We start from the raw sequence: 13,448 nt of genomic DNA on the forward strand, positions 1-13,448 counted from the left end.
TAATTCTGTATAAATTTGCCGGAATTATTATGGGGAAGATTTTTACTATTGTGCTTTTGTTTTGTTTTGCATCCGTTTTTGGACAGGAGTTGCAGGGCGAAATATTCATCAGAGATAAGTCCAGTCTTTATCTCAACCAGGTTTACGTTACCAATATCAATGCACACAAAAGTGTTCTTGCAAACTACAATGGCGAGTTCAAAATTGCGGTGAAGGAAGGGGACGTTATCCGATTTACATCCATCGCCACAGAGCGAAAAGATGTGACCATTACAAAGCAAATGCTGGAAATGCGAAAAAACTTCATCGAGTTGCAGATTGCATATTACGAGATTCAGGAAGTTATCATCAGTTCCTTCAAACCAACTGGCAATCTAAGGAGAGATGTGGCGATGCTGAAAGGTTCGGAAAAAGCATTTGAACTCAGAAAAATGATTGGACTTCCCGAACCAAAAGGTGACGGAACTTCTCCAGAACTTCCTGTGATGTCTTTCAACCAAGGGCTTAGCTTCAGTATCGACAGTATTTTTGATTTGATTTCCGGCGAGAAGAAAAAGAAAGAACGCTATTATCATTACGAAAGAATGTCGAAAAACATTAAAAATCTTCAGGATTATTACGGGGACGATTATTTCATAAAACTTAAAATACCAAAGGAATTAATTCCTAATTTCCTTCAATTCATCTACAGTTCGGATAATATTACAGATTATTTGGAGAATAATAATTACGAAGCGGCAAAAATTTATATAGAAAAATATCTTCCCATTTATTTGCGACGTTTGCAAAACTCTCATTTGATGCAAGTTACGGCGGACAATTCTTAGATAGTATTTTATTTTTGTTAATTTTCAAATAATTATTAATTATTTTTTGTGATTTGAATATTAATATTTACTTTTATTGCGGTTTTAGAATAAAAACAAAACCACTTCAATGGGCAAGAACAAAGCAGCAAGATTCCGAGAGAATACAATTTTACCAAACGTAGTACAACCTACACGAGAAGAAGCCATCCAAAATTTTCCCCACAAAGGAAAGTGGAATGCGTTTTTCGGAAACGATAATCCCATAGTTTTGGAATTAGGATGCGGAAAAGGAGAGTATTCTGTAGGACTTGCAAAAGCATTTCCGGATAAGAATTTCATTGGCGTGGATATCAAAGGCGCAAGATTCTGGTTCGGAGCCAAAGAAGCCATTCAGGACGATTTGAAAAACGTAGCTTTCCTCAGAACTCAGATTGAATTGATAGACAACCTGTTTGCAGAGCAAGAAGTTTCCGAAATCTGGATTACTTTTCCAGATCCGCAAATCAAATACCGAAGAACCAAGCACAGACTCACCAATCCGGAATTTCTGGAAAAGTACAGACACATTTTGAAACCAGACGGAATCATCCATTTGAAAACAGATTCAGAATATCTGCACGGCTATACTTTGGGACTGTTGCAAGGTTTGGGACACGAGATTTTGACTGCCCATCACGACATCTACGGCGCAGCGGAATATCAGCCAGATACACCATTGTTGAAAGATATTAGAACTTATTACGAGGAGCTGTTCTCTTCCAAAGGAAAAACGATTACTTACATCAAATTCAGATTAAAAAATGAATAGAATTTTCTCATTTCTGATATTTTCTTTTTCTGTTTGCAGTCTTTCTGCACAGACTTTTTTGCCAAGATCTACTGCAGGTCTTGCGGGTTCGTCTTCGGATGTGAGCCAGCCTCAAGCAGATCTGCCAAAAGAACCAAAAGATAATCTCGCAATCCGAACGCTCAATCAATTGTTCAATTCGGATGAGTCTAATAAGAATAAAATTCTGATTATTAATAACGATTCTGATTGTGATTTTACAATGAATATATCTGGACACGAGAATTATATTATCCCTGTCGCAGCCGGAAAAACAGAAAGCATCATCCTCAAAGAAGGGGAATATGTTTTAAGATCCGAGATTTGCCAAAGTGCCTATCTTTCAAAAAAAATAATTTCGGAGAATATGCAAGTCAATATCAGACACAAAATTGTGACAACACCCGAAACGCCTGCGTTATCAGCGATAAAATAAAATAAAAAAAGCTTCAGAAATGAAGCTTTTTTTATTTTTACATTAAGAAGTGTGAAGAGATTTATTTAATAGAAAGTTCATAAATTCTGCTCCAGTTTTTCCCGGTGATTATCATATTTTCACCTTTGAATGCAATTCCGTTTAGAACATCTTCACCACCAGAAGAATTTTGTTTTACGATGTTTGTTAAATCTAAAATTCCTATCACTTCACCATTTGCAGGATCGATTTGCAGGATGATTGGTTTGTGCCAAACGTTGGCATAGATAGATCCATTATGATATTCCAGCTCATTTAATTGGTCGTAACCTTCTTTGTTGCTGGCAACGGCAATTGTTCTTAAAATCTTTGATGGATTTTCTGGATTGATGAAATAAAGATTTTTAGTTCCATCAGACAAGATCAATTCTTTTCCATCATAAGTCAGTCCCCAGCCTTCACCAATCATATTGTCGTATGGAAATTCGCTTAGCAATTTTAGAGAGTTTTTATCATAAATAAAACCTTTTTTGTTCTGCCAAGTCAGTTGATAAACTTTGTCGCCAACAATTGTGCTTCCTTCGGAAAAATATTCCTCAGCTTGCGGAACACTAATAATAGGTTGTGTTGAACCAAGATTATATTTTATGATTCTTGACTGGCCCTTTTGTCCATCAGATTCATAAACAGTATTTCCTTCCAATTGGAAACCTTGAACAAAATTTTTCGGGTCGTGCGGGTATTGATTCACAACTTCATAAGCTATCGATCGGGCTTTTCTTTTCGCAAAAACATTAATGGTTGCATCTTGTTGCAGAACTTCGCCACCTTTTGTTTTGATGTTGAAAGTGACATCGTTTTCTCCTAGTGTGAAAAAGTTTGGATCAATCGTGAGATTGCTGCTTTCTTTATCTCCAAAGCTGATGGTAATGGCCTCTGCGTAATCCAAAACATCTTGCGGAAGTTGAAGTTTGTCGCCGAAGTTGTAGCCTTTGTTTTGTGCACTCAGGTTATAATCATTCAAAGAGTTAAGAACATCCTTGTCTTTGTTACAACTTGCTAAGACCAATAATGCAAAAGCAGATGCTAAAAAAATCTTTTTCATAGATAGATTTTATTCAGATTTTATTTAAAATTAATTTTTTATGTTTCAATTTGTCACAATCAAAAGCTAAACTTCAAAGCCATTTGTTGTACAAACTCAAAAAACTTTGCCAAAAGTACAAAATATGAAAACTAACATATCATAATTTTTTCTTAATTAAACATAAAAATGTAGTTTTGTAAATATATGATTACGATAATTGCAGCCATCGGAAAAAACAACGCATTGGGAAAAGACAACCAACTGCTTTGGAAACTTCCCAAAGATCTGAAACATTTCAAATCGCTTACAGAAAATCATCCCATCGTGATGGGAAGGAAAACTTACGAGAGCATTGGGAAACCCTTGCCAAACCGTACCAACATTGTGGTAAGCAGAAAAGAAAACTGGTTTGCAGAAGATATTCTAATTGTCTCAAAACTGAAAGAAGCCATCAAATTTGCTAAAAAAATTGATGAAGACGTTTTCATCATCGGTGGTGGCGAGATCTATAAACAAACTATGGAATTGGCAGATAAGTTGGAAATCACTTTGGTGGATGAGGATTTTGAAGCGGACACTTTTTTTCCTAAAATCGATTTGAAGATTTGGCAAAAAACAAATGAAGAATTCCACGAAAAAGACGAAAGAAACAATCATAATTTCTATTTCCAAACCTACGAGAAAATCAACAAAGACTAATTTTTCTGAATCTTTTGCCTTGATTCTTGTATCTTAAATTATGGATTACCCAAGTAAAGTTTTATCGAAAGCTGTAGAAGAAATATCTGGTTTGCCCGGCATTGGAAAAAAATCGGCGCTTCGTTTGGCGCTGCACTTGTTGCGTCAGCCGGCTTCACAAGGGATTTCTTTGGGAAACTCAATCCAAAATCTTGTGACGGAAATCAAATATTGTAAAGAATGCCACAACTTTTCAGACTCGGAGGTTTGTGATATTTGTAATGACCACAAGCGGAATGACGAGTTGCTTTGCATTGTAGAAGATGTACGAGATGTGATGGCGATTGAAAATACGGGAAAATTCCGTGGGAAATATCTGGTTCTTGGCGGGAAAATTTCACCAATGGAAGGCATCGGACCAAGCCAACTGAGAATTGGAAGTATAGAAAAAAAGTTAAACGACGGCGTGGTGAAGGAACTCATTTTTGCACTCAGCGCAACGATGGAGGGCGACACGACGGCATATTATATTTATAAAAAATTCAAAACTTTTCAGGTGGTGTTTTCCAGTATTGCCAGAGGAATTTCGGTTGGCGATGAGCTGGAATATGCAGACGAAATATCACTCGGAAGATCCATAACCAACAGAACTGTTTATAACGAAGCTGGCTGATGAAAGTAAGTGTGATTATTGTCCATTATCAAGTGAAGGATCTGTTGCGTAACTGCATTCTTTCCATTCAAAAATATTTTCAAGGATTTGATTATGAGATTATTGTCGTGGATAATCATTCGCCGAATCCCGATTGGAAAGTTTTGATTGATGAATTTGATAAGGTCAATTTTATCGAATTAAAAGAAAATCTTGGTTTCTCAAAAGCGAACAACATCGGTGTCAAATCTGCAAAAGGCGAATATGTTTACATCTTAAATCCGGATACAGAAATCGAAGGAAATTACTTCCAAGAAATCCTTGATTTTGCGGATAATCAAGATAAATTTGGAGCTTTGGGATTGAGAATGCATGATGCAGATGGCAAGTTTTTACCCGAAAGTAAAAGGTCTGTCCCTGCGCTTGTAAATTCTTTCGAAAAATTGTTTACAAAACTAAACAACGATTCCAAAACCTACTACAGAAACGACGTTTCAGAAACCGAAATTGCGGAGGTAGAAGTGATGACTGGCGCAAATCTTCTGATGAAAAAAGCGGTCTATGAAGAAGTTGGTGGCTTTGACGAACGTTATTTTATGTACGGCGAAGACATTGATCTTTGCTACACGATTCTGAGAAAAGGTTACAAAAATTTCTACTACGGGAAATATTCTATTCTGCATTACAAAGGCGAAAGTACGGTGAGAGATAAGATTTACCTGGAAAGATTCTTTGGTGCGATGGATATTTTTATTGACAAATACTACAAAAAACAAAAACCGTTTCAATACATTTTAATGAAAATCGGTTTGAAATTAAAACACTTTTCCGAAGAGTTAAAACTGAAAAATTAATCTTCCTTTTCCACATGAAGTGTAGATTCTTCCGCAAATTTCCTTAATAATAACATTTCGTCTTTGGCTTTCAACTGTCCAAATCTCGCAGCAGCATAAGTGAGCGCAATCAAAACTAAAACGCCAAAAGAACAAGGCAAACTCCAAGGGTAATTGTCTGTATTGATTTGTTTTTCAACATAGTACAATGTAAAAAAAGTCATCCACGAAACGGTAAGCAAGAAATACATAAACATAAAAAATGTCCAGACAGAAGTGCTGGGTCCAAAAATACCCCGGATGACAGTTGTTTCTTCCTCCTTTTCAATTCTCAGCGCCAGATTCGGTTTCCAGTAGCTTTCCTCAGTTGTTCGCACAAAGATTGTGGCAACTTCTCTGTTGATATTTCCATAAAATTGATCGTGGTTTTTATCAAGATAATTTCTGAGATTGGTTTCATATTCCTCCGGCGAAAGATCTGTATAAAGTTTGAATCTCGGACGGTTTCGGATGCTGTTCAAAGTTTCTTTCATATTAAAAATCAAATATCATTTATCAATTATCAACTCTCATTTATTTTGAATCAATTCTCATTCCTCAATATAAGGAATCGGATCTTCCAAGGTGAAATCAAACTTCATCGGAATTCCGTTTCTTTGGATTTCAAGATTTATTTGTCGGCTGACATCGGTTTTCAGAATTTGATGGATTTTGTTCAACGTCAAATCTTTGGCTACTTTTTTATCGATGCTGATGAGTTTATCATTTTTAAGAATGCCAACGTTCTGCGCTGGGGAATCTTTCCGTGTTCCTGAGACAATGAAGATCGGCTTCAAAGTGAATTTGTATTGAAATTTATCCGGGCTATTATTAATCACATTTGTTTCGTTGGAAGAAGAGTTCATTTTTGCGGTTTTTACTTGTACTTCTTCTTTTTCCCAAAGCAATCCATCTTGTCGGATTTCCAGTCCACTGCCGTCAATTAGGAAAGGATCGTTTATGTTTTTGTTGGATTGCAGGTAAAGTTTATTTTCTGGATAATCAAGAATGAATGTAAATCGGCGCAAAACCTCAGAGCCGATCGAGCCTTTTCTGTCTTTCACCAGATTCAAATGTTGGATGGAAAACTCATCAGGCATCGATGCAATTGGTTTATTAAGCTTAAATTTTCCAATCGATAAAGAATTAATTCTGCTTCGTTTTCCAAAAATATCACCACTGAAACCGCGACCCAGAAAATCATCAATGTTTGGTCTGTTGTAGATGAAATCTTTGATTAATGAAGGAAAAAGCCACACAGAATCTGTATTGCCAAGATCCAAAAGTAATTTTGAATTTTGTTTCTCGTGCTTCATTTCTACATCGGCGTTTAGATAAGGTTTGTTCATTTCCACGCTGATTGGGAACTCGGAAAAACGTTTTATTTTTTTCGGAAACTTGGTTTTGTTTTGGTAAACTATGATTGTTTTTTTGATGTAATTAATTTCAATCGGGTGATTTTTGAAGAAATAATAACCAATAATCCCATTGATCGGAATCCCAACATCCTGCGAAATATTGAAATCCTGATCCAAAACCAGATAAATCGTGTGAGAATGATCCGCAAAATGTTTCCCGATTGCAATATTGTTTTTGATGGATTTCAAAGCTTCAATACTTACAGATTCTCCCAAACCTTTGAATCTTATTTTTTCGATATTCTTAAAATCAACATTCTTGTTTTCCAAACTGAAGAGCAAAGTTTCCGCAACACCAGAATCCAGCAGGAAGTTGAGTTCCACGCCGTTTACCGTCATCGGAATGAAGATGAGGTTGTTGATTAGTTTAAATTTAATTACCGTTTTCTCCGCATTTTCCAAAACGAATCCGTTCTGAGCTTTGGCGCAAAAACTGAAAATCAAACTGATGATGACGAGGAATTTCATAAGATTAAATTACATCAATTTTCGATATCCGCAATTTAAAAATTAAAATAATTTATAAAATATGTATGTTATTCATAATTTCTTTGAATAATAGTTTAAAAAATGGAATGTTGTTTGATGTGTTTTTAAATATTATTAAAAAACCTTGTTAATTGTTTAATTCAATATTTTATTTATCATGAAAAATTTATCATCTCTTTTTGGAAAAGATAACTTAGACGAGATTGTATTCTCAAACCGAAATAAAGCTTATGGCGCTTATGTTCTTAGAAACGAATATTCTAATCAGCTTACGAAAGCGGTCTTCATTGGTGTCACTTTTTTTGCTTCACTGTCCATTATTCCATTAGTTATTTCAGCATTTTCAACAGAAACCATTATTAATGATACTGTTATTAATGATCCAAGGATTTTGGTTACGGTTGATGTTCCCGATCCACCAAAACCACAACCTGCAGCTACTATTCCACCAGATATCAAAACAGTGGCAAGCCCAATTTTCAAACCAGTAAGAGAGGTGAAAAAGGATACGCCAATTCCAACCAAAAAAGATTTTGAAGGCGCTGCTATTGGTTCTGAAACTAAAGATGGGAAAGAAACAGATATTCCTAGTGTTCCGCCAGTTATCAAAGCAGGTCCACCAGCATTTGTTCCAACTGCGCCTCCAGCAAAACCAGTTGATGATCCAAACAAATTAATAAATCAGAATGAGGCAGATGTTGCAGCAGATTTCAAAGGTGGAATCAATGCGTTCCGTCAAAAAGTCGCTAACGGTTTTGATACAGAATCAGTAAGTCAGGAAGGAATGGTTTCCGGAGTTATTACTTTTGTGGTAGAGATTGATGGTAGCATTTCTGATATCAAAATCACGGGTCCAAGTGCCGAATTTAATAAAGAAGCACAACGCACGGTGAAGTCTATCAAAACAAAATGGACGCCTGCACAACTCAAAGGCAAAGCGGTAAGATCATCTTTCAGAATGCCGATTTCTATGAAAATTGAATAGTCTGAAAATCAAGACTTTGTAAATATTAAACTTGTTACTTTTTATAATTATCCACATTTTGTAATGAAATGTGGATAATTTTTTTTTAGTTCAATCGTTTAATATTCAGGATTTTAACAAGTTTGGTTTTTTTAGAAATCTTTCGACGTACTAAAAAATCGTATTTTTGAAGATTAAATTTATGTTTATGGCAAAAATTATAGGTGTTGCAAATCAGAAAGGTGGTGTTGGGAAAACTACCACTGCCGTTAATCTCGCATCCGCTTTGGGCGTTTTGGAAAAGAGAGTTCTCTTGATAGATGCAGATCCACAGGCAAATGCAAGTTCTGGTTTGGGTGTGGAAGAAGTCAATTTTTCTACCTATCATTTGTTGGAGCACAGCGCAGAAGCGGCCAAGTGTATTTTGCCGACAACTTCGCCAAACGTGAACATCATTCCGTCTCACATCGATTTGGTGGCGGCAGAAATAGAATTGGTAGATCGTGAAAACCGAGAATATATGATGCGCGAAGCTTTGAAATCTGTCAGAGACGATTACGATTACATCATCATCGATTGTGCGCCGAGTTTGGGTTTGATTACCATTAATGCCTTAACTGCTGCAGATTCTGTGATTATCCCGATCCAGTGCGAATATTTTGCTTTGGAAGGTTTGGGAAAATTGTTGAACACCATCAAGAATGTTCAGAAAATCCACAACCCAGATTTGGATATCGAAGGTTTGCTTTTGACAATGTACGACAGCCGATTGAGATTGTCCAACCAAGTTGTAGAAGAAGTTAATTCTCACTTCCCGGAAATGGTTTTCGAAACCATCATCAGCAGAAATGTAAGATTGAGTGAAGCACCAAGTTTCGGAGAAAGTATCTTGAGCTATGATGCAGAAAGCAAAGGTGCCATCCAATACATCCAATTGGCTGAAGAAGTTTTGCTGAGAAACGAGAAATTAGTTAAAAATTAAAATGGTTCTTTAGAATAATAATTAATCAATTATCATTTATCAACCATCATTTATATTAAAATGAAAGACAAAACAAGAGCAATGGGTCGCGGTCTCGGCGCAATTTTGAATGCCGAAAGCAAGTCCAATATCAACTCCGCTTCGGATGAAGGTGCAAAATCTTTGGTCGGGAATATCGTAGAAATTTCCATCGATGATATCTATCCCAATCCAAATCAGCCAAGAACTTACTTCGACGAAAAAGCATTGAATGACCTTGCTGAATCAATCAAAAGTTTAGGCATTATTCAGCCAATTACACTACGAAAAGACGGTCCGAAATTCGAAATTATTTCCGGAGAAAGACGTTACAGAGCTTCTAAGATTGCAGGTTTGGAAACCATTCCAGCTTACATTCGTTTGGTTAATGACCAAGAATTGCTGGAAATGGCTTTGGTAGAAAATATCCAAAGAGAAGATCTTGATCCGATTGAAGTTGCTTTGACTTATCAAAGATTATTAGACGAGGTTGGGATGACTCAGGAAAATCTTAGCCAACGTGTTGGAAAAGAAAGAAGTACAATCACAAATAGTGTTCGTCTTTTGAAGTTGTCACCGGATATTCAGAAAGGTGTGAGAAGTGGTCAGATTTCTGCTGGTCACGGTCGTGCAATTATGGGATTAGATTCTGAAGATAAGCGTCAGATTTTATTTGATAGAATCATCAAGGAACAATTGAATGTAAGACAATCCGAACAATTGGCAAGTCTGATGAAGAATGCTCAAGACACAGAAAAAGTTGCCAAGCAATCCATTATCCCAAACCATTTCAAAAAAGCTCAGAAAAGTTTGTCTGATATTCTGAATGTGAATGTTGAAATCAAAACTTCGGCAAACGGGAAAAAAGGGAAGATTGTTCTCGATTTTAAAAATGAAGAAGAGCTGGAAAATATTCTGGCACACATTAGATAAATGCAAAAATTACTCACACTTTTTTTGTTCTTTTCTTTCAGTTTTGCTTTTTCTCAGGTGAATCCCAACGATACAATCCGTGTGGAAAATCATCCGAAAGACAGCATTCCTGCAGCAAAACCATTATCGGAAGCTCAGGTTTTGAAAGATATTGATCAAAAAAATGCCCCCTTAAAAATCACCAAACTGAGTCCGGCAAAAGCAGGTTTGTATTCTGCTGTTCTGCCTGGATTGGGACAGTTTTACAATAAAAAATACTGGAAAATCCCGATTGTTTGGGGCGCTGTAGGAACCGGAATTGGAGTAGCGATTTGGAATGATAACCAATACAAACGTTACAGAAATGCATTTGTTTCGGAGCTCAACGGGCTTCCACACGAGTTTTCCGGAATCAAAGGGATTGATAAGACCGTTCTTGGAAACGCACAAGACAGATCCAAAAGACAACGTGATTATGCCATCGGAATTTCTGCGTTGATCTATGTTCTCAATATTGTAGATGCCGTTGTAGATGCGCATTTGTACGAGGGTCGCAACGATCCGGATTTTGCCATTACGCCAACAGTTATCAACGATCAATCTGGTAATTCTTACGCAAAAGCGGGATTTAGCCTCAATTTTAGATTTTAAAAGAAGAAAGAAAAATGAAAATAGCATTAGTAGGTTATGGGAAAATGGGGAGAATCATTGACGAAATTTCTCAAAATCGTGGTCACGAGATTGTTGCAAGACTCAGAGAAACACCAACAGCAGAAAACCTCAATAATGCAGATGTTGCAATAGAATTTTCTAATCCCGAAGTTGCTTTTGAAAACATCAAGACTTGTTTGGAAAATAAAATTCCTGTGATCTGCGGAACAACAGGTTGGCTGGACAAAAAACCGGAGATTGAAAAAATTGCGTTGGAAAATAATACACCATTTTTATATGGCTCCAATTTCAGTTTAGGCGTGAATCTTTTTTTTGCACTCAATGAAAATTTGGCTAAGATGATGAACAAATTCTCTGAATATAATTGTCAGTTGGAGGAGATTCACCACATTCACAAGTTGGATGCGCCGAGTGGAACAGCTATTTCTTTGGCAGAAGGAATCATTCAAAATTCAAACTTCGAAGCTTGGAAATTAGAAGAAACCAAAGAAAAAGAATTAGGGATTTTTGCCATCCGCGAAAATGAAGTTCCTGGAACACACAGCGTTTTTTACAGATCGGAAGTAGATGAAATAGAAATCAAACACACCGCTTACAACAGAAACGGATTTGCATTGGGCGCTGTGATTGCCTCAGAATGGATTGTCGATAAGAAAGGTGTTTTCACAATGAAAGATGTTTTGGGATTGTAAAAATTCTGTAACAAAAACGACACATCAAAAACTAATATTAAAAAAAACAGCTAAAAAGCTAACTCCTAATTGCCAAAAGCAAACCTATGAATTATATCATTACTTATACCATTTATGTCCTTATCATCAGCGTTTTGATGGGACTTACAACTTGGAAGTTGTTCAAAAAAATGGGTTACAATCCATTGCTTTCTTTCGTTCCATTTTACAATTACATTATTGTACTAAAGGAAACCAATCACTCAAAATGGTGGGCTATCTTATCTTACTTACCGATTGTCGGACCGATTATGATGTCGGTTTTTCATATTTTCTTAATGAAGAAATTCGGGAAAAGAGGCTTTGTAAATGGTTTGTTGACGGTCGTTTTACCATTTATTTTTATGGCAACTGTCAATTATGGGAAAGATCCACAGATAGAAACGGAAGAAGAAGAGGAGGAAGCGGCGAAAAAAGAAACGTTCTTAGGATCAGTCACTTTTGCGGTAGTTTTTGCGACGATTATTCACGCATTTATCACACAACCTTTCGGAATTCCTACAGGCTCAATGGAAAGAACTTTGCTAGTTGGAGATTTTCTTTTTGTTAACAAATGGGCTTATGGTTACAGAATGCCAATGAGACCGGTGGCGTTACCGTTTTTACAAGGAACAATTTTCGATACAGGACAAAAGGGAAATCCAAAAGACGATATGAAATCTTATGTGGATGCGGTAAAATTACCTTACCTAAGATTGCCGGGTTACGATGAGGTTAAAAGATACGACATTGTAGTTTTCAACTATCCGCAAGATTCCGTCCACACAGCGATCGACAGAAAAGATCCTTATGTGAAAAGATGTGTCGGGATTCCTGGAGATGTGATCGAGTTCAGAGATGGGAGACTGTTCGTCAACAATGCGCCAGAAAAAATTCTTGGCGATGAGTACCAGCAGCATAAATATATTGTAAAAGCATCTAGCCAGCTCAACATTTCACAACTTTACAAAGCATATGGCTTTATGCCAGTTCAGGAATATCAAACCAATGCTGGATTTATCTATGAATTTCAAGGACTAACCGATCAGGTGCAAAAAGACTTCAAAAATCTTCCTGAAGTTATAGAAGTCAAAGAAGACATTATGGAAAAGGGTTTTAGCAATATTGCCTATTATCCAGTGAAAGAAGGTGGGCAAGTTTTAAGAGACCAATTAGGAAATGCTATTTTTTCTAAAAAAATTGACACTTCAAATTGTATTTATCCAATCAATAAAAAATGGAACCAAGATCAATATGGTCCGCTAAGAATTCCGAAAAAAGGAGATGTTGTGAAGTTGGATCAAGAAACACTTCCTCAATACCAATGGATTATTTCCGAGTACGAGCACAACAAACTCGAAAACAAAAACGGAAAAATCTATGTCAATGGTCAAGAAACCAACCAATACACGATCAAACAAAATTACTATATGATGATTGGGGACAACCGCGATGCTTCTTTGGATGCGAGATTTTTCGGAGTCGTGCCAGAAGAAAATATCGTAGGACGTCCAATGTTTACTTGGATGAGTGTAGAAGGACTTTTCTCAGATGCAGGTTCCACCTATCAAGCGCCAGGCAAAAAAATCCGTTGGGACAGAATGTTCAAAGCAACCAACACGGGCGAGGCCAACAAAACCTCCTATTGGTGGGTAGCTGTGATTATTTTGGTGTTGTTTTTCGGATGGGATTATTTCGTAAAACTCTTCAGTAAGAAAAAAGAAGAAGAATAATTTTCACTTCGTCAAAGTTTCAAATCTTTGACGAAGTTTTATAATAAGGAGCTAATCCCGCTATCCGCTATATCTTTTTTGCTTTCATAACATTTGTTTATCCAAAGCAAGATTTGTAAAGAAAGCAAAAAAGGATGCCGCTACTATCGGGGCTAGGGGTTTGGTCATCCAAATTAATATAACAATAATTGATTTGACGTTTCTTAAACAT

Annotated in this window: 15 protein-coding genes; 12 read left to right on the forward strand and 3 right to left on the reverse strand. The window is 36.5% G+C overall.

Annotated elements, in window-relative coordinates; translation table 11 throughout:
- Positions 1-29 precede the first annotated feature (29 nt).
- From B0I22_RS00310 to B0I22_RS00320, 3 genes are all read left to right on the forward strand, one after another.
- Entirely contained in the window at positions 30-827 is a 798-nt protein-coding gene (locus B0I22_RS00310; protein WP_185145329.1) for a hypothetical protein, read from the forward strand.
- A gap of 109 nt (positions 828-936) precedes the next feature.
- Positions 937-1,617 carry a tRNA (guanosine(46)-N7)-methyltransferase TrmB gene (gene trmB, locus B0I22_RS00315; RefSeq protein WP_133942623.1) on the forward strand — a complete coding sequence of 227 codons (681 nt, stop codon included), beginning with the start codon at positions 937-939 and terminating at the stop codon, positions 1,615-1,617.
- Positions 1,610-2,071, forward strand: coding sequence for a DUF6759 domain-containing protein (locus tag B0I22_RS00320; RefSeq protein ID WP_133942624.1), 462 nt, complete (start codon positions 1,610-1,612; stop codon positions 2,069-2,071). Before trmB ends, B0I22_RS00320 begins: the two co-directional genes overlap by 8 nt.
- Before the next feature lie 61 nt (positions 2,072-2,132).
- On the opposite strand, the gene B0I22_RS00325 is transcribed toward B0I22_RS00320, so the two are convergent.
- Positions 2,133-3,155, reverse strand: a complete 1,023-nt coding sequence (locus B0I22_RS00325) for a glutaminyl-peptide cyclotransferase (RefSeq protein WP_133942625.1) — start codon at positions 3,153-3,155, stop codon at positions 2,133-2,135.
- Between the two features lie 186 nt (positions 3,156-3,341).
- Here B0I22_RS00325 and B0I22_RS00330 point away from each other — a divergent pair, with 186 nt between their 5' ends.
- The 3 genes from B0I22_RS00330 to B0I22_RS00340 are packed head-to-tail and all read left to right on the forward strand — an operon-like array spanning position 3,342 to position 5,321.
- Positions 3,342-3,836, forward strand: a complete 495-nt coding sequence (locus tag B0I22_RS00330) for a dihydrofolate reductase (protein ID WP_133942626.1) — start codon at positions 3,342-3,344, stop codon at positions 3,834-3,836.
- Between the two features lie 40 nt (positions 3,837-3,876).
- Complete coding sequence (gene recR / locus B0I22_RS00335; protein ID WP_133942627.1) at positions 3,877-4,488, forward strand: recombination mediator RecR; 612 nt, start codon at positions 3,877-3,879, stop codon at positions 4,486-4,488.
- Positions 4,488-5,321: a glycosyltransferase family 2 protein gene (locus B0I22_RS00340; protein WP_133942628.1), complete on the forward strand. Its 834-nt coding sequence runs from the start codon at positions 4,488-4,490 to the stop codon at positions 5,319-5,321. The genes recR and B0I22_RS00340 overlap by 1 nt, the downstream gene beginning before the upstream one ends.
- Here B0I22_RS00340 and B0I22_RS00345 read toward each other — a convergent pair.
- Positions 5,318-5,833, reverse strand: coding sequence for a hypothetical protein (locus tag B0I22_RS00345; protein ID WP_133942629.1), 516 nt, complete (start codon positions 5,831-5,833; stop codon positions 5,318-5,320). The genes B0I22_RS00340 and B0I22_RS00345 overlap by 4 nt on opposite strands.
- 57 nt (positions 5,834-5,890) lie before the next feature.
- Entirely contained in the window at positions 5,891-7,225 is a 1,335-nt protein-coding gene (locus tag B0I22_RS00350) for a PDZ domain-containing protein (RefSeq protein ID WP_133942630.1), read from the reverse strand.
- Positions 7,226-7,403: 178 nt separating this feature from the next.
- Between B0I22_RS00350 and B0I22_RS00355 the strand changes: the two genes are divergently transcribed.
- The 6 genes from B0I22_RS00355 to lepB all read left to right on the forward strand — a co-directional run bounded on the left by B0I22_RS00355 (position 7,404) and on the right by lepB (position 13,237).
- Positions 7,404-8,231, forward strand: coding sequence for an energy transducer TonB (locus B0I22_RS00355; RefSeq protein WP_133942631.1), 828 nt, complete (start codon positions 7,404-7,406; stop codon positions 8,229-8,231).
- A 187-nt stretch (positions 8,232-8,418) separates the two neighbouring features.
- The gene (locus tag B0I22_RS00360; protein ID WP_133942632.1) at positions 8,419-9,192 is read left to right on the forward strand and encodes a ParA family protein; all 774 of its coding nucleotides are present in this window, start codon (positions 8,419-8,421) and stop codon (positions 9,190-9,192) included.
- A gap of 60 nt (positions 9,193-9,252) precedes the next feature.
- Positions 9,253-10,143, forward strand: a complete 891-nt coding sequence (locus tag B0I22_RS00365) for a ParB/RepB/Spo0J family partition protein (protein ID WP_133942633.1) — start codon at positions 9,253-9,255, stop codon at positions 10,141-10,143.
- Positions 10,144-10,773 (forward strand): DUF5683 domain-containing protein, encoded by a 630-nt coding sequence (locus tag B0I22_RS00370; RefSeq protein WP_133942634.1) that lies wholly within the window; start codon positions 10,144-10,146, stop codon positions 10,771-10,773.
- Positions 10,774-10,787: 14 nt separating this feature from the next.
- Complete coding sequence (gene dapB / locus B0I22_RS00375) at positions 10,788-11,486, forward strand: 4-hydroxy-tetrahydrodipicolinate reductase (protein ID WP_133942635.1); 699 nt, start codon at positions 10,788-10,790, stop codon at positions 11,484-11,486.
- An 86-nt stretch (positions 11,487-11,572) separates the two neighbouring features.
- Positions 11,573-13,237, forward strand: a complete 1,665-nt coding sequence (gene lepB, locus B0I22_RS00380; RefSeq protein WP_133942636.1) for a signal peptidase I — start codon at positions 11,573-11,575, stop codon at positions 13,235-13,237.
- Positions 13,238-13,448: the final 211 nt, after the last annotated feature.

This window comes from Epilithonimonas xixisoli (assembly GCF_004365655.1).
Lineage (GTDB): Bacteria > Bacteroidota > Bacteroidia > Flavobacteriales > Weeksellaceae > Epilithonimonas > Epilithonimonas xixisoli.

Coding starts and splice junctions, on each gene's coding strand:
- B0I22_RS00310 (WP_185145329.1), top strand. CDS start 30: ATGGGGAAGATTTTTACTATTGTGCTTTTGTTTTGTTTTGCATCCGTT.
- trmB (WP_133942623.1), top strand. CDS start 937: ATGGGCAAGAACAAAGCAGCAAGATTCCGAGAGAATACAATTTTACCA.
- B0I22_RS00320 (WP_133942624.1), top strand. CDS start 1,610: ATGAATAGAATTTTCTCATTTCTGATATTTTCTTTTTCTGTTTGCAGT.
- B0I22_RS00325 (WP_133942625.1), bottom strand. CDS start 3,155: ATGAAAAAGATTTTTTTAGCATCTGCTTTTGCATTATTGGTCTTAGCA.
- B0I22_RS00330 (WP_133942626.1), top strand. CDS start 3,342: ATGATTACGATAATTGCAGCCATCGGAAAAAACAACGCATTGGGAAAA.
- recR (WP_133942627.1), top strand. CDS start 3,877: ATGGATTACCCAAGTAAAGTTTTATCGAAAGCTGTAGAAGAAATATCT.
- B0I22_RS00340 (WP_133942628.1), top strand. CDS start 4,488: ATGAAAGTAAGTGTGATTATTGTCCATTATCAAGTGAAGGATCTGTTG.
- B0I22_RS00345 (WP_133942629.1), bottom strand. CDS start 5,833: ATGAAAGAAACTTTGAACAGCATCCGAAACCGTCCGAGATTCAAACTT.
- B0I22_RS00350 (WP_133942630.1), bottom strand. CDS start 7,225: ATGAAATTCCTCGTCATCATCAGTTTGATTTTCAGTTTTTGCGCCAAA.
- B0I22_RS00355 (WP_133942631.1), top strand. CDS start 7,404: ATGAAAAATTTATCATCTCTTTTTGGAAAAGATAACTTAGACGAGATT.
- B0I22_RS00360 (WP_133942632.1), top strand. CDS start 8,419: ATGGCAAAAATTATAGGTGTTGCAAATCAGAAAGGTGGTGTTGGGAAA.
- B0I22_RS00365 (WP_133942633.1), top strand. CDS start 9,253: ATGAAAGACAAAACAAGAGCAATGGGTCGCGGTCTCGGCGCAATTTTG.
- B0I22_RS00370 (WP_133942634.1), top strand. CDS start 10,144: ATGCAAAAATTACTCACACTTTTTTTGTTCTTTTCTTTCAGTTTTGCT.
- dapB (WP_133942635.1), top strand. CDS start 10,788: ATGAAAATAGCATTAGTAGGTTATGGGAAAATGGGGAGAATCATTGAC.
- lepB (WP_133942636.1), top strand. CDS start 11,573: ATGAATTATATCATTACTTATACCATTTATGTCCTTATCATCAGCGTT.